This window comes from Mycobacterium sp. NGS26, from assembly GCF_059813025.1.
In genome coordinates this window covers 478,584-494,866 of the sequence record NZ_JCALDU010000003.1, presented here as the reverse complement: position 1 = coordinate 494,866, position 16,283 = coordinate 478,584, and the positions used below count along the sequence as shown (strand labels likewise).

The 16,283-nt window shown below is 68.1% G+C and carries 17 protein-coding genes and 1 pseudogene; 8 read left to right on the top strand and 10 right to left on the bottom strand.

From position 1 onward, the window contains the following. Nucleotides 1-3: 3 nt before the first annotated feature. Nucleotides 4-1,146: a MalY/PatB family protein gene (locus AC5Y6X_RS13265; protein WP_499987050.1), complete on the top strand. Its 1,143-nt coding sequence runs from the start codon at nt 4-6 to the stop codon at nt 1,144-1,146. An 82-nt stretch (nt 1,147-1,228) separates the two neighbouring features. On the opposite strand, the gene AC5Y6X_RS13260 is transcribed toward AC5Y6X_RS13265, so the two are convergent. Further along, complete coding sequence (locus tag AC5Y6X_RS13260) at nt 1,229-1,954, bottom strand: DUF2652 domain-containing protein (protein WP_324679132.1); 726 nt, start codon at nt 1,952-1,954, stop codon at nt 1,229-1,231. Between the two features lie 114 nt (nt 1,955-2,068). On the opposite strand from AC5Y6X_RS13260, the gene AC5Y6X_RS13255 reads away from it, so the two are divergent. Next, nucleotides 2,069-2,974 (top strand): haloalkane dehalogenase, encoded by a 906-nt coding sequence (locus AC5Y6X_RS13255; RefSeq protein WP_499986862.1) that lies wholly within the window; start codon nt 2,069-2,071, stop codon nt 2,972-2,974. 5 nt (nt 2,975-2,979) lie between these two features. Here the strand turns inward: AC5Y6X_RS13255 and AC5Y6X_RS13250 are convergent, their stop codons facing one another. Further along, nucleotides 2,980-4,008, bottom strand: coding sequence for an amidohydrolase family protein (locus AC5Y6X_RS13250; protein ID WP_499986861.1), 1,029 nt, complete (start codon nt 4,006-4,008; stop codon nt 2,980-2,982). 6 nt (nt 4,009-4,014) lie between these two features. Next, on the bottom strand, nt 4,015-4,743 hold the full coding sequence (locus tag AC5Y6X_RS13245; protein ID WP_499986860.1) for a 3'(2'),5'-bisphosphate nucleotidase CysQ: 729 nt from the start codon (nt 4,741-4,743) through the stop codon (nt 4,015-4,017). Between the two features lie 242 nt (nt 4,744-4,985). Here AC5Y6X_RS13245 and AC5Y6X_RS13240 point away from each other — a divergent pair, with 242 nt between their 5' ends. Further along, complete coding sequence (locus AC5Y6X_RS13240) at nt 4,986-5,483, top strand: hypothetical protein (RefSeq protein ID WP_499987049.1); 498 nt, start codon at nt 4,986-4,988, stop codon at nt 5,481-5,483. A gap of 10 nt (nt 5,484-5,493) precedes the next feature. Here the strand turns inward: AC5Y6X_RS13240 and AC5Y6X_RS13235 are convergent, their stop codons facing one another. Then, nucleotides 5,494-6,669 (bottom strand): thiolase family protein, encoded by a 1,176-nt coding sequence (locus tag AC5Y6X_RS13235; protein ID WP_499986859.1) that lies wholly within the window; start codon nt 6,667-6,669, stop codon nt 5,494-5,496. A 94-nt stretch (nt 6,670-6,763) separates the two neighbouring features. On the opposite strand from AC5Y6X_RS13235, the gene AC5Y6X_RS13230 reads away from it, so the two are divergent. Next, complete coding sequence (locus AC5Y6X_RS13230; RefSeq protein WP_499986858.1) at nt 6,764-7,153, top strand: DoxX family protein; 390 nt, start codon at nt 6,764-6,766, stop codon at nt 7,151-7,153. Between the two features lie 3 nt (nt 7,154-7,156). Here AC5Y6X_RS13230 and AC5Y6X_RS13225 read toward each other — a convergent pair whose 3' ends face one another. From AC5Y6X_RS13225 to AC5Y6X_RS13215, 3 genes are all read right to left on the bottom strand, one after another. Beyond that, the gene (locus AC5Y6X_RS13225) at nt 7,157-8,716 is read right to left on the bottom strand and encodes a class I adenylate-forming enzyme family protein (protein WP_499986857.1); all 1,560 of its coding nucleotides are present in this window, start codon (nt 8,714-8,716) and stop codon (nt 7,157-7,159) included. Beyond that, nucleotides 8,713-9,501, bottom strand: coding sequence for an acyl-CoA thioesterase domain-containing protein (locus tag AC5Y6X_RS13220; protein WP_499987048.1), 789 nt, complete (start codon nt 9,499-9,501; stop codon nt 8,713-8,715). The genes AC5Y6X_RS13225 and AC5Y6X_RS13220 overlap by 4 nt, the downstream gene beginning before the upstream one ends. Before the next feature lie 173 nt (nt 9,502-9,674). Further along, nucleotides 9,675-9,941, bottom strand: coding sequence for a hypothetical protein (locus tag AC5Y6X_RS13215; protein WP_499986856.1), 267 nt, complete (start codon nt 9,939-9,941; stop codon nt 9,675-9,677). Between the two features lie 34 nt (nt 9,942-9,975). On the opposite strand from AC5Y6X_RS13215, the gene AC5Y6X_RS13210 reads away from it, so the two are divergent. Continuing rightward, a complete protein-coding gene (locus AC5Y6X_RS13210) occupies nt 9,976-10,212 on the top strand; it encodes a hypothetical protein (RefSeq protein WP_499986855.1) in 237 nt (78 codons plus the stop codon). 33 nt (nt 10,213-10,245) lie between these two features. Here AC5Y6X_RS13210 and AC5Y6X_RS13205 read toward each other — a convergent pair whose 3' ends face one another. Continuing rightward, the gene (locus AC5Y6X_RS13205; RefSeq protein WP_324679151.1) at nt 10,246-10,461 is read right to left on the bottom strand and encodes a hypothetical protein; all 216 of its coding nucleotides are present in this window, start codon (nt 10,459-10,461) and stop codon (nt 10,246-10,248) included. A gap of 80 nt (nt 10,462-10,541) precedes the next feature. Continuing rightward, on the bottom strand, nt 10,542-12,479 hold the full coding sequence (gene htpG, locus AC5Y6X_RS13200; protein ID WP_324679153.1) for a molecular chaperone HtpG: 1,938 nt from the start codon (nt 12,477-12,479) through the stop codon (nt 10,542-10,544). A 247-nt stretch (nt 12,480-12,726) separates the two neighbouring features. On the opposite strand from htpG, the gene AC5Y6X_RS13195 reads away from it, so the two are divergent. The 3 genes and pseudogenes from AC5Y6X_RS13195 (at nt 12,727) to AC5Y6X_RS13185 (ending at nt 15,341) form a co-directional block, all read left to right on the top strand. Further along, a complete protein-coding gene (locus tag AC5Y6X_RS13195; protein ID WP_499986854.1) occupies nt 12,727-12,870 on the top strand; it encodes a DUF2563 family protein in 144 nt (47 codons plus the stop codon). Beyond that, a pseudogene (locus AC5Y6X_RS13190) lies at nt 12,852-14,803 on the top strand (putative alpha/beta hydrolase). The gene AC5Y6X_RS13195 and the pseudogene AC5Y6X_RS13190 overlap by 19 nt, the downstream one beginning before the upstream one ends. A gap of 10 nt (nt 14,804-14,813) precedes the next feature. Continuing rightward, nucleotides 14,814-15,341, top strand: a complete 528-nt coding sequence (locus AC5Y6X_RS13185) for a lipoprotein LppJ family protein (RefSeq protein ID WP_499986853.1) — start codon at nt 14,814-14,816, stop codon at nt 15,339-15,341. A 12-nt stretch (nt 15,342-15,353) separates the two neighbouring features. Here AC5Y6X_RS13185 and AC5Y6X_RS13180 read toward each other — a convergent pair whose 3' ends face one another. Then, nucleotides 15,354-16,277, bottom strand: coding sequence for a TIGR03619 family F420-dependent LLM class oxidoreductase (locus tag AC5Y6X_RS13180; protein ID WP_499986852.1), 924 nt, complete (start codon nt 16,275-16,277; stop codon nt 15,354-15,356). Between the last annotated feature and the right edge of the window lie 6 nt (nt 16,278-16,283).

Here is a 16,283-nt window from a genome sequence, read left to right as displayed (position 1 = left end):
AGCATGAAGTGGCGCGCGCACCCGGCCGACGTGTTGCCGTTGTGGGTCGCGGAGATGGACGTCATGCTCGCGCCGACGGTGGCCGACGCCCTGCGGACGGCCATCGACATCGGCGACACCGGCTACCCCGCCGGCCACGCGTTGGCCGAGGCGGTCGGCGAATTCGCTTCGCGGCGTTGGCAATGGGCCGACCTGGCGGTGAGCCACACGCGGATCGTTCCGGACGTCATGCTCGGTGCGGTCGAGACGCTGCGCCTGGTCACCGACCGCGGCGACGCCGTCGTCGTCAACCCACCGGTGTACGCCCCGTTCTACGCTTTCGTCTCGCACGACGGCCGCCGAGTGGTCGAGGCGCCGCTAAACGCCGACGGCCGAATCGATTTGGGCGCCTTGGAAGAAGCGTTCGCGCACGCCTGCGCGTCGGGCGGCAGGGTCGCCTACCTGTTGTGCAATCCGCACAACCCGACGGGGGCGGTGCACACGTTCGACGAACTGCGCGGCGTCGCCGAACTCGCCCGCCGGTTCGGGGTCCGGGTGGTGTCGGACGAGATTTGGGCGCCCGTCATCCTGCCGGGCGCACGGTTCGTCCCGTACCTGAGCGTTCCCGGCGCCGAGGACGCGTTCGCCCTGACGTCGGCGTCGAAGGCGTGGAACCTGTCCGGGCTGAAGGCGGCCCTGGCCATCGCCGGCCCGGAGGCCGCCGCGGACCTGTGCCGGATGCCGGAGGAGGTCAGCCACGGGCCGAGCCACCTCGGCATCATCGCGCACGCCGCGGCGTTCAGGACCGGCGGCGACTGGCTCGACGCGCTGCTGCCGGGCCTGGACCAGAACCGGGCCCTGCTGGGCGATCTCATCGAAGAACACTTACCGGGCGTGAAATACCTACGGCCGCAAGGCACTTACCTGGCGTGGCTGGATTGCCGACGGCTCGGCTTCGACGAAGGAGAGGTCGGCGACGGCCTCGCGGTGGTCGCCGACCTGGCCGGGCCCGCCCGCTGGTTTCTCGACCACGCCCGGGTCGCGCTGAGTTCCGGCCACGTGTTCGGAACCGGCGGAACCGGGCACGTGCGGTTGAACTTCGCTACCTCGCAAGCGATTCTGACCGAGGCCGTGTCGCGGATGGGCCGGGCCGTCGAGCAGCGCTGAGCGCCGAGTGTGGGCCCTACGTACGGAATCCGCCTCGCATTCGTCCATAGGGCCCACGCTCGGCGAGAATTTACGCGGGAATTTACGCGGGAATCTCCTCGCCGCGGCCCAGATTTCGGAAACCCTCGGCGGGCTTCTTGATACCGAGCAGGAACGGCAGCGTGTTCAATTCGAACTTCGCCGTCTTTCCCAGCCGGCCGAGAAACCCGCGCGGCGGGGCGGCCGGTACGACCTCGGACGTCGCGAGGTCGATATAGTACGTCGACGTCTCCCCGATGCCTTCGAAGTCGTGGATCAGCGGCTTGCACAGGCCGCGCGTCGGCTCGTCGAGGCACTCCGCGACCGGGTCGGTCATCAGCACGTATTCGACTACGGGCACCATGTTTTTCAGCATCCTGTGCACCAGGATGACGTCCACTCCGGCGAGCTCGACGTGGCGTTTGACCCGCTGCTCGGCCACCTCGCCCTGGTGGACGACGAACTTCAGCGACAGCTTGTCCAGCTGTGCGCAGCTGGCGCACTCGCAGGAGATGTCCGTTTTGAAGCGCTCCCGCTTCGCCAGGAACGACCGGCGCATCCGTGACAGCCGGTCGCACACCAGCACTTTGGCGTTGCCGTCCGGCTCCCAGAAGAACGCCGCGTCGCCCTCGAGTTTCGCCAGCTTCAGCCCCTTGCCGGCGTCGATGACCGACTCCAGCAACCCGGCCACCGTCTGCTGCGCGTGTGCCAGGTGCGTCCGGTTCCAATGCATGTAGTCCGTGTATCCGCTGATGTCGGCGATCAGCAGGACGGCACGCCGGATGGCCATGAATTTTGCAGTCTAGTGGCCGGCCGTGCCCACCTCAATGAAATCTCGCACTGGACGAAGAGGTGTTCGGAGAGAGAGGCTTGCAGAGATGCCACTCACCGCGAGGAGCTGAATGTGCATGTGCTGCGAACCCCGGACTCCCGATTCGAAAACCTGGAGGACTATCCGTTCGTAGCGAATTACCTCGACGTGGCGGCCGGCGACACCCAGCCGCTGCGGATGCACTTCCTTGACGAGGGCCCGGCGGACGGCCCGCCGATCGTGCTGCTGCACGGCGAGCCCACCTGGAGCTACCTGTACCGGACGATGATTCCGCCGCTGGCCGACGCCGGAAACCGGGTGCTCGCACCCGACCTGATCGGCTTCGGCCGCTCCGACAAGCCCAGCCGGATCGAGGATTACACCTACCTGCGGCACGTCGAGTGGGTGACGTCGTGGATCGAGCGGCTCAACCTGAGAGATGTCACGCTGTTCGTCCAGGACTGGGGATCACTCATCGGTCTGCGCATCGCGGCCGAGCAGGGTGACCGGATATCGCGGCTGGTGATCGCCAACGGATTTCTTCCCACCGCCCAGCACCGCACCCCGCCCGCCTTCCACGTGTGGCGGGCATTCGCGCGCTACTCCCCCATGCTGCCCGCGGGTCTCCTAGTGGCCGCCGGCACCGTCCGCAGGGTTCCCCCCAAGGTGCGGGCCGGCTACGACGCGCCCTTCCCCGACAAGACCTATCAGGCCGGGGTCCGCGCGTTCCCGCAGCTGGTGCCGACGTCATCCAGAGACCCGGCGATTCCGGCCAACCGGGCCGCGTGGAAAGCCCTGGGCGAGTGGGACAAACCCTGCCTGACGATCTTCGGGTATCGCGACCCGATCCTCGGCCGCGCGGATCGCCCGCTGATCAAGCACATCCCGGGCGCCGCGGGTCAGCCGCACGCCCGCATCAATGCCGGCCATTTCATCCAGGAGGACAGCGGCCCGGAACTCGCCGACCGGATTGTGTCCTGGCAGCAGGCGGTGCGCTGAGCGCGTTATCCCGTCTTGATCAGTCGCGCGACGCCGCGCATGACCGCCCTGCTCAGCGTGCGGCGCACCCGGTCGAGCGGCGACCCGGCGTTTGGCGACGGCGCCGTCCCGAGCCGGGGGAACAGCCGCAACGCGTTGGTGCGATCGATCGCCGTCCGGGCGTCTGCGTCGAGCCCGGGATAGGTTTCCAGGCCGGCGGCGAACAGCTTGCCCGCCGCGACGGGCGCGAACGGCCAGTCGGAGCCGAACGTGACGTGTCCGGGTTTGGCGAAGGCGAGCAGGCTCGGCAGCGCGGCGGCGCTCGAGGACAGCGCGGTGTCGAAGTAGAAGCCCGCGAAGTCGTCCAGGCTGTCCGCCACGCTGCGCCCGGTGTCGCCCATGATGGCGACCGCCATTCGGTGCGAGGCGTAGGGCACGAATCCGCCGGCATGGCTGAGGATGAACTTGATGTTCGGGTGCCTGCGGCAAATCCCGTTGCGGACAAGCAGATACGCCGCCCGGGTGGTATCGAGCAGGAAGTCGGCCGCGAACGGCGGGACGCCGTCCACCGAGGGGCCGGGCAATTCGGCGGGATGGACGAAGACCACGGCCGACCGCGCGTCGAGGGCGGCGAACAGCTCCCTTTGGCCATCCTGGCCCAGGTAGCTGCCCTCGCTGTTGGCGAGCAGCACCACGCCGTCGGCGCCCAGCTCGTCGAGCGATCTGACGGTCTCGGCGACGGACTCCTCGACGTGTGGCATCGGCACGGTGGCGAAGAATCCGAACCGACCGGGCTGAGCCTTGACGAGTTCGGCGAGGTAGTCGTTGACGTCGCGCGCGAGCGAGGCCGCGTCGGCCGGGTTCGGCAGGAACGTGGTGCCCGGCGTGGACACCGACAGGATCGCGGTCGCGACATCGAGTTCGGCCATCGTCTGTAGCGACGCCTCCGGGCTCCACTGTGGAAGGTCGCGGCCGCCGGCCGCGTCAATCCCGGCCTTGCGCAATGAGTCTCGGTAAAACGACGGGATGGCGTGGTGGTGGGTGTCTATCCGCATCGGACCTCAGCCGGTGACGGCGAGCACGGCCGCAGCGAGCTCGGGACGGCAGACCACGAGGTCCGGCAGCTTCGGGTCCGGCTGGTTGTATGCCAACGGCGAACCGTCGATGCGGGACGTGTGCAATCCCGCGGCCCGGGCCACCGCGACCGGGGCGGCCGAGTCCCACTCGAACTGACCGCCGGCGTGGACGTACACGTCGGACAAACCCTGCACGATCGATGCCACCTTGGCGCCGGCGGAACCCATCTCCACCAAGACGCCGTCCAGGGCGTCGCGAACGGCCAACGCGATCGCGGGTGGCCGGGTGCGTGACACCACGATGCGCGGCTTGCCCGGCGCGGCGGGCGGTGCGGCGACGTCGGGTGTGGCCAGCGTGGTGCCCTGCGCCGGTAGTGCCACCGCACCGGCGACAAGCTCACCGCCCTGCCAAAGGGCGACGTGCACCGCCCAGTCGTCGCGACCGAGCTCGGAGAACTCCCGCGTGCCGTCGAGCGGGTCGACAATCCACACCCGCTCCGAGCGCAGGCGCACCGGGTCGTCGGCGCCCTCCTCGGACAGCACCGCGTCGTCGGGCCGCTCGTCGGCGAGCGCTTCCATCAGGAAGTCATGGGATCGCTTGTCCCCCGCGGCTTTCCGCTCGCTCGCATCGGCGTCGGCGAACTCCTCGCGCACCCCGAGCAGCAGCCGGCCCGCCTCGGTGGCCAGCCGCGCGGCCAGTGCGTGGTCATTCATCGGTTGCTCCGGAGATCATGGCCATCCTCGATATGTTGGTAGGACTGACCAAACTTACCGCGCCGGGATCGTCGCGGCGGTCGCCGCCCCGGCGGTGCCGTTTCTGCCATAACCTGGTGAACGTGAGCGGCAACGTCTCTTCATCGAGCCGGCTGCGGCGCATTCCGCGGGGGCGCCGGACCGTGATCGGTGTCGCCCTGGCCCTCCTGCTGATCGTCGTGCTCGGCTTCGTCGCGGTTAAGCTGACCCAGCACCAGGGCGGCACCGCGCGTCCGACCACGCCCCCGGCGGCGCCGCCGACCAGCTTCGCCATTCCGGGCTGCTACAACCCGTCGGTTCAACCCGTCGAGCGCCCAAAGAAGCTCAATGTCTTGGGATGCGCGAGCGTAGCCGTTGCGCTGCAGGACATGTCCTGGAGCTCGTGGGGGCCGCAGGGCGCCGACGGGACGGGCACCGCCGTCTTCAAGATGTGCGATCCCAACTGCGCAACCGGCTATCAGCTCACGGATCCCGTCGTCGTGCACGCATGGAATCCGCAGCCGCCGCGCCCGGACGCCATCTGCCAGGTGGGGCTCAGGATCTTCGCCGACATGATCCTGGCCTTCCCGAAGGGTGTCCCCCCGCCGACCGCGCAGAAGATGACCACCCAGTACAACGGGATGCCGGCGGTGCACTACGTGAACTACTCCGTCGGCAACGGCCGCGACACGCAATTCATCGGCTACACGTTCTGTAACTAGTCGCGGCCGCTCACACCTCGACGACGACGGCACCGCCCTGGCCACCGCCCGCGCACATGGCGGCGACGCCGATGCCGCCGCCGCGGCGGGCCAGCTCGTAGGTCAGCGTGGTGACCATGCGCGCGCCCGACGCCGCGATGGGGTGGCCGAGGCTGCAGCCGCTTCCGGAGAAGTTGACGAGTTCCTCGTCGATGCCGTACTCGCGGCACGCCGCGATCGGCACGGAGGCGAACGCCTCGTTGATCTCCCACAGCGCCACGTCGTTGACAGACAGCCCGGCCCGCTGCAGCACCTTACCGATCACCTTGACGGCGCCCAGGCCGGTGTCTTTGGGCGGCACACCCACAGCGGCCCACGCCCTGACCGTGCCCATCACGTCGAGCTTTTCGGCGTTGGCGTAGTCGCGGTCGACGAGCGCGACCGCCGCGGCGGCGTCGTTGGTGCCGCTGCTGTTTCCCGCCGTGATGGAGAATCCCTCGATCTCGGGGTGCAGGACCTTGAGCGCGGCCAGCTTCTCGACGGTGGTGTCGCGACGGGGGTGCTCGTCGACCGAGAACTCCGTCACCGAACCGTCGGGCTGGGTGATCTTCAGGGGCACGATCTCGTCGACGAACTTGCCCGCGTCCATGGCCGCGATGGCGCGCTGATGCGACCGGGCGGCCCAGGCGTCCATTTCCTCGCGGCTGATGCCGACGGCCTGCGCGGTGTTCCAGCCGACCGTGATCGACATGTCCTTGGTGGGCGCGTCCGGCGTCTCGACGTGGGTGGGCGGCAGCCAGCGCTCCTCGAACTTCAGCTCGGGGCCGGGAATCCGCTGGTTCATCAGCGGCGTCATCGACAACGACTGCACGCCACCGGCGATCAGCACGCGCTCCATCCCGGAGCCGATCTGGGCCGCGGCGTTGCCGATGGCGGTGAGGCTGCCCGCGCAGTGCCGGTTCACGGCCTGGCCGGGAATGTCCTCCAGGCCGGTTGCGGCGGCGGCGTACCGCGCCAAATCGCCTCCGCCGTAATGCGATTCGGCGAAGATGATGTCGTCGATGGCGGACGGGTCGACGCCGGCTCTGCGCACGATCTCGGGAAGCACCGTGGTGACCAGCGTCTCGGGCGGCGTGTTGACGAGCGTCCCCTTGAAGGAGCGCCCGATCGCCGTCCTGACTGCGCCGACGATCACGGGTGTGGCCATGGTTTCAACCTCATTGCGGTGGGCGGTCGGACGCGGCGAATCGTATCAGATACCGTATGGGCAATAGTAACGGCCTGAGTTTAGGCTGACAGCCATGACCACACCCGTAGCTCAGCGTGATGCCACCCAGACGGCCGCTTACCGCGTCGGCGCGATGCTGATAGGCGTCGGCACCGTGCACTTCCTGGCGCCCAAACCGTTTGACACGATCGTCCCCGCCGAGCTGCCCGGAGACGCGCGGCTGTACACCTACGCATCGGGCGTCGCGGAGATCTCCGTCGGTGCGCTGCTGCTGCCGCGACGCACCCGGCGCTTCGCGGCGCTGGCGGCCGCCCTGCTGTTCGTCGCGGTGTTCCCGGCCAACGTCAACATGGTCCGGTTGTGGTGGGACAAGCCCTGGCCGATGCGCATCGCCGCCCTGGCGCGGCTGCCGCTGCAGATTCCGATGATCACCACCGTGCTGAAGATCCGGCGCAACAGCTGAGGTTCACCCGAAGGCGTCGCGAAGCTCTTTCTTGATCACCTTTCCGAACTGGTTGCGCGGCAGCGCATCGACGACCACGAGCCGTTCGGGGTGCTTGTAGCGGCTCAGCCCGCGCGAACGGCAGTGCTGCACAAGGGATTCCAGCGACACACCGTCGGTTGACACAGGTACCACGACGGCGCATACGCGCTCGCCGGCGCTGGGGTCGGGCACTCCGATGACGGCGACGTCGGCGACCGCCGGGTGGGTCACCAGGACGTTCTCGATCTCGAGGGCCGAGACGTTCTCGGCGTTGCGGATGATCGCGTCTTTGATCCGGCCGGTGATGCGAACGTTGCCGTCGGCGTCGATCAGCCCGAGGTCGCCGGTGCGCAGCCAGCCCTGCCGATCGAATGCGTCGGCGTCGAGGGCGGGGTCGGCATAGCCGAGGAAGCATTGGGGTCCCTTGAGCCGCAACTCGCCTTCGCGCCCGGCGGGCAGTTCGACCTCCCCGCCACCGACCACGCGGACGCTGACCCCTGGCACGGGTGGGCCCACGGTGTGGTCGAGCACCGCGGGCGGGGCGGTCAGGGGCGGCGAGGTCGCGCATGGAAATTCGGTGAGCCCCCAGGCGTTGGCAATGCCGGCGACTCCCAAGGTTTCGCGAACCTGACGCCCCAATTCGGCCGTGATCGGCGCGCCTCCGGCCAGGCAGCCCCGCAGCGCGGGGAACAGCGGCCGATCGCGATGGGCCCGTTGGGCTTCCAGGAATGCCACGAAGAAAGGTGTTGCCGTGCCCAGGAATGTCGGGTTGTGCGCGGCGATGGAAAGCGGTGTCGCGGCCGGATCGAACGCCTCGAACAGCACCAGCCGCATGCCGGTCAGCAGCGCGGCGGCCAGCATCGCGGCCCCGCCGATGTGCGCGATCGGGAAGGCGATCGGATCCACGTCACCGCTCGTGGCACCGACCATGCCGACCACCCCCGCCGAGCCCGCGATCACCGACTCGTCGGTATGACGGATTCCCTTGGGGGCCGCGGTGGTTCCCGACGAGTAGTAGATCCATCGGGTGTCGCTCGTGGGTCCCGTTGGCGCCGCAAGGGCGTCGATGCTCCCGCGGGGCAGCCGAAGCTCGCCGGCGACCGGCGGTGTCTCCAGATCGACGGCGATCACCTGGAAGCCCTTGTCCGAGGCCAACGCCCGGGCAAGCCCACCGTGGTCGAAACCACGCCAGAATTCGGGCACCACAAGGAATTCCGTCGCCAGCTGCCCGGTGATGAAGTCCACTTCGCGTTCCCGCAGTATCGGGATGATCGGGTTTTGCACCGCACCGAGCCGAGCGAGCGCCGCCATGACAACCATGGCCTCGAGCGTCGTGGGCAGCTGCCAGGACACCACCGTTCCCGCGCCGATCCCGCCCTCGGCGAACGCGGCGGCCGTCGCGCACGCGGCGTCGTGAAACTCACGCGCGGTCAGGCTGCGGCCGTGCTCATCGGCGAGCAGCCGGCGGTTCGGTTCGCGCTGCACCGCACCGGCGATCAACGCCCAGAAAGTCGTATCGTCTGACAGGCTTCCGATCGTCATCTCGCCAGCTGATCGGCGGACGGCGGGCGAAACCCGGAGTGCGCTATGGCAACCGACACGGCACTGCCGGCGGGGCCCTTGTGGTCGACGAGGACGGCCGACCCGGTGGCCACCCCGTCGTGGCTGTAGTGGGTCAGCGCGGCCAGCCCGATATGGGGCCCTTCCGGCAGGCGGCTCAGGGTCAGGGTGTAGTCGACGTTGATGAACTGCAGGGCGTTCGTGCCCCAGTTGGCGATGGCGGCCGTGACGTCGGCGGCCATCGCGGCCCGGGTGAAGGCGGTCAGCGGCACGCCGTCGATCAGCGGGCGGGTCTCCTGCAGCCAGGTGTATTTCTGGCCGGACACGTTGACCCATTCGGGATCGGGGTTTTGCACCCCGGAGCCCCAGCCGTAGGTCCGCATGAACAGCGACGGGTGAATGCCGTCCTCCTCGATCGGCAGCCGCGGCATCTGCACCGGTTGCGACCACACGTCCCCGTCGGGTTGCGGCCCACGCCGTAGAAACAGCGCATTCCCGCGCGCGACCGGGACGTCGCGCTGCATCATGACGGCCTCGACGAGCCGCAATCGCCGTCGCTCGTGATGCACGCGGGCGTGCACCTCGATCGGCTCCAGCGCGGTCGGGGCGGGAAGGTCGACGGTGAGCCGCGCGGGTTGCAGTTCGGGGTCGTCGACGGCCTGTTCGACGGCCCAGCCCAACAGCCCGCCGGCGACGTGCCCGCTGAGGGTGGGGCCCCACCCTCCGCGCGCGATTTCGGTTGGCACGTAACGGCTTCCGTCGCGCACGAAGTACGGCTTCGACGCCGCCGCCGCGACGGCGTCGGGCGCGATCTTCGCCTCGGTCACAACGGAAGATATTACAGTATCCCCTTCCAGTCGGGTGGCGTTGGCTCCGTGGCCAGCCACCCAGCGCCGGTTTCCCGATTCCGCATTGCTTGCCGGGAGGGTGCTTTACAGTGTTAGCTCGGCAAGAGAGGTGCCATGTCCAAAGCGATCCGATTGGTAGCCATTGGCCTCATCGCTTGTCTCGGCGTGGCCGCGTGCGGGTCAAAGCACGCGTCGCCGCCACCCGCATCGAGCTCGGCGAGGCCCTCGGCGACCACCAGCACGACCGTTTCGACGAGCGCGCCCAGCGCGGCCAGCGCGCCCGCCAGCGCGCCCACCAGCTCGCCCGATTGCGTCGGGTTGTCGATCTGTCCGCCGCCACCGCCGGACGCCGAGGGCAACCCGGCGTGCTACTACGCCGACGGCTGGCGAGGCATGGACCCCGGCGCGGGCATCGAGGTGTGGTACTTCCACGAGCCGCAGAACATGTCCAAGCCCGACAAGGTCACCGCCGTCGTCCGCAAGAAGGATGGCACCAGCGAGTCGCAGGACGCCAACATCGACGCCGGGCAGCAAGTGCATCGCTTCGAGTTTCCGGCCGTCGACAAGTCGTCGGTCCAGGAGGTGCTGCTCAACACGAGCGGCGGCCGCTGCTTCGTCGTCGGACCGTGAAAGCCCAACGGGCCGAATCCAGTTCGGAACGGATCAGCGCGGTCGAGGACGGCGGCTGGCCGGGGCGGTAAAGCCCCCGGTGTCGTCGAAGAATGCCCACTGGCCGTCGTCGTCGACCTCCATGCGCCAACCGAGCTCGGAGCTGCGCGGAACGGAGTTCGTGAACCAGGCGTGGGCTTCCTCCGCGCTGGCGAAGTTCTTGGTCGCGACGATCTCGCCATGCGGGCCGATAACTCGAAACCTGGCCATCCGGTGTGGTTATCCCTTCTTATCGGCATTCAATCGCAAGTAGCGTCCGCCGACAAGTGCCCAAAAGGGCCGGTACCGGGCTACACCGTGCGGGTCAATCGGTCGGCGAGCAGCTCGGCGAACCTCGCCGGGTCCTCGAGCGCGCCGCCTTCGGCGAGAAGCGCCGTGCCGTACAGCAATTCGGCGGTTTCGGCGACCTGGGCGCGCGCGGCGTCGTCGTCGGCGTTCTTCTGCGCCTCCCGCAGGCCAAGGACCAGCGGGTGGGTCGGATTCAGCTCGAGGATGCGCTTACTGGGCGGAACCACCTGTCCCGACGCCCGGTACATCCGCGCCATCGCCGGGGTGATGCCGAAGGTGGGGGTGATCAGGCAGGCCGGCGACTCGGTCAGGCGGGCGGACAGCCGCACTTCCGCGACGTGTTCGCTCAGGGTTTCCTTCAACCACTCCAGCAGGTCGGCGAACTCTTTCTGCTGCTCCTCGCGCTCGGCCTCGCTCTTCTCCGCCTCGGAATCCAGGTCCACCTCGCCCCTGGCCACCGACTGCAGCGGCTTGCCGTCGAACTCCGGCACCGATCCCACCCAGATCTCGTCGACCGGGTCGGTCAGCAGCAACACCTCGTAGCCCTTGGCCTTGAACGCCTCCAGGTGCGGCGACTTCAGGATCTGCTGCCGCGTCTCCCCCGTCGCGTAGAAGATCTGCTCCTGGCCTTCCTTCATGCGCTCGACGTACTCCGCCAGGGTGGTGGCTTCCTCCTCGCTGTGCGTCGAGGCGAACGAGGAGATGCGCAGCAGGGTGTCCCGGTTGTCGACGTCGGACATCAGGCCCTCCTTGAGGACCTTGCCGAACTGCGTCCACAACGTGCGGTAGTCCTCCGGCCGCTCGGACTGCAGGTCCTTGATCGTGGAGAGGACCTTCTTGGTCAGGCGGCGCCGGATCGCGTTGATCTGCCGGTCCTGCTGCAGCATTTCGCGGGACACGTTGAGCGACATGTCCTGTGCGTCGACCACGCCCTTGATGAACCGCAGATAGTGGGGCATGAGCTGGTCGCAGTCGCCCATGATGAACACGCGCTTGACGTACAGCTGTATCCCGACGGTGGCGTCCCGGCTGAACATGTCGAACGGGGCGTGCGACGGGATGAACAGCAGGGCCTGGTACTCGTAGGTGCCCTCGGCCTTCATCGCGATCACCTCGAGCGGGTCGTCCCAGGCGTGCGCGATGTGCTTGTAGAACTCCTTGTACTCCTCGTCGGACACCTCTTCCCTCGGCCTGGCCCACAGCGCCTTCATCGAGTTGAGGGTCTCGGTTTCGATGGTGACGACCTCCTTGCCACCCTCCTCGGTGGCGGGGGTGAGCCGCTCGACCTCCATCCGGATGGGCCAGGCGATGAAGTCGGAGTACTTCTTGACCAGGTTCCTGATCCTCCACTCCGCGGTGTAGTCGTGCAGCTCGTCCTCTTTGTCCTCGGGCTTGAGGTGCAGCGTGACCGACGTTCCCTGCGGTGCGTTCTCGACCGATTCGATGGTGTAGGTGCCCTCGCCGCTGGACTCCCACCTGGTGGCGTCGCTCTCGCCGGCCTTGCGGGTGAGCAGCTCGACCTTGTCGGCCACCATGAACGTCGAGTAGAAGCCGATGCCGAACTGCCCGATCAATTCCTCGGAGGCGGCGGCGTTCTTGGCCTCGCGCAGCTGTTGCCGCAGCTCGGCGGTGCCCGACTTGGCCAGGGTCCCGATGAGGTCGACGACCTCGTCGCGGGTCATTCCGATGCCGTTGTCGCGAACCGTCAGGGTGCGCGCCTCCTTGTCGACCTCGATCTCGATGTGCAGATCGGAGGTGTCGACGTCCAGGTCTTTGTTGCGGAACGCCTCGATGCGCAGCTTGTCGAGTGCGTCCGAGGCGTTGGAGATCAACTCCCGCAGGAACGAGTCCTTGTTGGAGTAGACCGAGTGGACCATCAAGTCGAGCAGTTGTCGCGCCTCGGCCTGAAACTCCAACTGCTCTACACCGGTGTTCGACATGAACCGAAATTTACCGAAATCCCGATCCGGGAAACCGCGGGACCCCACACATTCGCCCGCGACGAGCGAAGGCGCCCCGCCGGCATAAGTGGCGACGACCAGCCGGAACGGCGTCGGGCGGACCCGAAGGCAAGCTTCCGCCGACGAAGCCGCGCCTGGGGACCGGGGCTACCAGGCACCCCACCGAGGTGAATTGACGGCCGGGTGGCCGGTAGTAGCGTTGTCTCGAGCTCAATAAGGGGTTGCGGTGGTCGTCGGCAGGCAGGTGCCGCGGTCGGGCGCCAACGAGTCGCTCGGCCGCGAGGCGCATTGTGCTGCCACGGGTTTCGCCGACATGGATGAGCGCAGCGCCGCAAAACCGCGGGCGGTGCGATGCGGCTGCGCTACATAAGCATCGAGGCGCTGATCGCCGAGGCCGGCGGTGATCCCTGGGTGATCGACCGCAGCCTGCAGGCGGGCCGTCCCGCCCGGATCGCCGACCTGGCGCAGGCGTTTCACGCCGCGGGCCGGTGCACCGCCGAGTCCAGCAGCGCCTTCGACGAGGCCCGCCGCCGCTTCGAGGCGTCCTGGAATCGGGACGACGGCGAGAACCCGATCAACGACTCCGCCGAAGTGCAACGGGTCGCCGCGTCGCTGGGCGCCCAGTCCCTGCAGCTGCCCAAGATCGGCGTCGACCTGGAAAACATCGCCGCCGCCCTGGCCGAGGCGCAGCACACCAGTGCGGTGCTGACCTCGGCGCTGGAGGGCCGGCTCCGGCGGCTCGACGACGAACTCGGCCAGGCGGTGGAACAGGAGAAGGACGCCCGCCTCACCGCGGGTGATCGGGCCGTGCTCGACGCGCTGATCTCCCGGCTCGAACAGGAGGCCATCGACGACACCAAATCGGCGCTGGGCCAGCTCGTGTCGCTGCGCGACGGCTACTCCGACTATCTGCACAGGGCGACGGCCACCCTGCGCGCCGACGGGTACGACGCCGTACCCGTCCAGGGCTTGGACGCCAAGGAGTCGCCGCCCAAACCCGAAGGGCCGGTTCAGGTTCCACCGCCCGATAGCAAGCCCGAGGATGTCAGAGGTGGTGGGATTCGCTGAGCCAGGAGCAGAAGGACCGGCTGGTTGCCCAGCACCCGCCGGAGCTGGGCAACCTCAACGGAATCAACGCCATCGTCCGCGACACCGTCAATCAGGCGGTGATGAACGACGACATCGACCGCGTCGAGAACATCGCCAGACAGCGCGGGGTCTCGGCCGCCGACGTGCTCGCCAACCCGGGAATGTACGGGCTTTCTGGCACCGATGTCACGCGCTACGGCAACGCCGTGAAGACGCGCGACGGCCTGAACTACGACAGGGGGCCGGAAGGCCCCAACCAGAGGCCGGTCATGCTGTGGGCTTACGACCCGTTGGCATTCAACGGCTGGGGTAAGGCGGCGATCGCGATCGGCAATCCCGACTACGCCCGCAACACCGCGGTCATCGTCCCGGGCACCGGCAGCAGCGTGGCGCAGGGCTGGATGTCGGGCCACCAGGACGCGGTCAACCTGTACGACCAGTCCCTGGCGGCCGACCCGGAGCACCACTACACCTCGGTGATCGCGTGGATGGGTTACGAAGCGCCGCACGGCTTCTCCGATCTGCGGGTCAGCGAACCCGGGCTGGCGCGAGCCGGTGGCGACCTGCTCGCCGCCGACGTCAACGGCCTGTGGGTGACCCACAACAGCCTCACACCTCAGCACGTCACCGTCATCGGGCATTCCTACGGCTCGACCACCGTCGCCGACGCGTTCGCCCACGGCAACATGCACGCCAACGACGCCGTGCTGATCGGTTGTCCCGGAACGGATCTGGCGCGCAGCGCCGCGGATTTCCACCTCGACGGCGGGCATGTCTACGTCGGCGCGGCCTCCACCGACCCGGTCAGCTGGATCGGCGAGGGCAGCGGCATGCCCGAACAATGGCTCAAGAACAAGGTCAGGGAATACGGACTGCCGATTCCCTTCGACGCCGGTTTGGGCCGCGACCCGGCCGGCGACGGCTACGGATCCATCCGCTTCCACGCCGAAGTGGCGGGCTCCGACGAGATGGACAGGTACGACCATTCGCACTACTACGACATGGGCAGCGAGGCGCTGCGCAGCATGACCGACATCGCCAGCGGCCACTCCGAGCGCCTGGCAAGCGACGACCTGCTCGCCGACGGCAGGCGCCAGCCACACGTCGGGCCCTTCCGAATACCCGGGCTGCCCGCGTATATCGACCCGGAGCACGACCGCCCGCGCGATACGATCCACGATAACCATGCATACCGCGCGTACGCCCCTCGCTGATCGCCGCCAAATGCTGTGGCGGTCCGCGGTCTTCACCGCGGTAGCAATCGTCCTGTCGATCGCCTTGGGAGGGTGTTCGCTGATGTTTCCCAACCGGCACGACACCGCCCACCCGGCGAACCCGCTGTCCGATGACCAAGCCCAGGCCCAGGTCGTCGACGCCGCCAAGCAGATCGCGCAGCTGGTGACCCTGCCAGACATGTACGGGGGCTTCGCGTTTGAATCGTGCAACGACCAAGGGGACCCGCCCTATCGCGGGGTTGTCGAGATGAGCTTCAAACCCGCCGGGGGCGACCCGGACGCGTTTTTCAATCAGGTCGCCGCGACGATGGTCGCGCACGGGTGGACCGACGGGCCCCCGCCCGGACTGCATCCGAACGGAAGGGTCATCAACAAGAGCGGCGTCATGGCGGTCATGTCCTGGGGGCCGAATCCCGGCTGGAGCCGCATCCAGGTCTACGGCGAATGCCGGAACATGACCGACCACCACAACGACGGCAAGACCAATTGGGTGAAGATCACCGACCGGCTGCGCTGAGCGCCCGGCCGCTCAGTCGGCGATGTGCGGTTTGATTTCCTCGATCACCCACTGCGCGAACTCCAGGTACGCCTCCGGCCCGTCCACCCGCGGCGCGGGGACCGAGCTGTATGTCACGCCGAGTTCGGCGAACCGGCACAGCTGGTCGATGATCTCTTGTTTGCTCATCTCCGGGCGGTAGTTGGGATCGTCGGTCGAGACGTGGCCCTCCCCGACTCGGCCCATGCCCAGCGGATACACGATGTCGAACGGCCTGCCGTCATACGTCGGCTGCGACTTGATGAAGTCGATCTTGGCCGGAAGGTCTTCGACCTTCGACAGAAACGGCCACCAGCCCGATCCGAACCGCGCCGCCCGCCTCATCGCGGCGTCCGCGTCGCCGGCGATCCAGATCGGTGGATGCGGCCGTTGCACCGGCTTCGGCTCGAATGCGATCCCGTCGAACGACGCGTATTTGCCGGCAAAACTCGGTGACTCGCTTGTCCACAGTTCGATCATCGCCTCGAGGGACTCGTCGGCGATGCGGCCCCGCTCATGGAACGGCACCCCGAGGACGTCGAATTCCTCTGCGTCCCAGCCCACCCCGAAAGTCACGGTGATCCGGCCGCCGCTCATCCAGTCCGCGGTCGCCAGCGCCTTCGCCAGCACGACGGGGTGGTGCAACGGCAGGATCGTGATGCCGGAGTTGACCCGGATCCGCTGCGTCGCGCCCGCGACGAACGCCTGCGCGACCGTCGAATGCAAGTAGAACGGGCCGGACAACTCCAGGTGCGAATGCGGAACGACGAAATGCTCGGGCACCGCAACCATGTCGTAGCCCAGCTCGTCGGCGCGCTTGAGCATCGCCGCTTGCTGCGGCCCCGTCACGGCGAACTCCCACTTGGCCGTGATCGCCGGCAACTCGAGCGTGTGCGGCAGCGCGAACGCCAGTTTCATCCCGTC

Coding starts and splice junctions, on each gene's coding strand:
- AC5Y6X_RS13265 (WP_499987050.1), top strand. CDS start 4: ATGAAGTGGCGCGCGCACCCGGCCGACGTGTTGCCGTTGTGGGTCGCG.
- AC5Y6X_RS13260 (WP_324679132.1), bottom strand. CDS start 1,954: ATGGCCATCCGGCGTGCCGTCCTGCTGATCGCCGACATCAGCGGATAC.
- AC5Y6X_RS13250 (WP_499986861.1), bottom strand. CDS start 4,008: ATGCGGATAGACACCCACCACCACGCCATCCCGTCGTTTTACCGAGAC.
- AC5Y6X_RS13245 (WP_499986860.1), bottom strand. CDS start 4,743: ATGAATGACCACGCACTGGCCGCGCGGCTGGCCACCGAGGCGGGCCGG.
- AC5Y6X_RS13235 (WP_499986859.1), bottom strand. CDS start 6,669: ATGGCCACACCCGTGATCGTCGGCGCAGTCAGGACGGCGATCGGGCGC.
- AC5Y6X_RS13230 (WP_499986858.1), top strand. CDS start 6,764: ATGACCACACCCGTAGCTCAGCGTGATGCCACCCAGACGGCCGCTTAC.
- AC5Y6X_RS13225 (WP_499986857.1), bottom strand. CDS start 8,716: ATGACGATCGGAAGCCTGTCAGACGATACGACTTTCTGGGCGTTGATC.
- AC5Y6X_RS13210 (WP_499986855.1), top strand. CDS start 9,976: ATGGACCCCGGCGCGGGCATCGAGGTGTGGTACTTCCACGAGCCGCAG.
- AC5Y6X_RS13205 (WP_324679151.1), bottom strand. CDS start 10,461: ATGGCCAGGTTTCGAGTTATCGGCCCGCATGGCGAGATCGTCGCGACC.
- htpG (WP_324679153.1), bottom strand. CDS start 12,479: ATGTCGAACACCGGTGTAGAGCAGTTGGAGTTTCAGGCCGAGGCGCGA.
- AC5Y6X_RS13185 (WP_499986853.1), top strand. CDS start 14,814: ATGCTGTGGCGGTCCGCGGTCTTCACCGCGGTAGCAATCGTCCTGTCG.
- AC5Y6X_RS13180 (WP_499986852.1), bottom strand. CDS start 16,277: ATGAAACTGGCGTTCGCGCTGCCGCACACGCTCGAGTTGCCGGCGATC.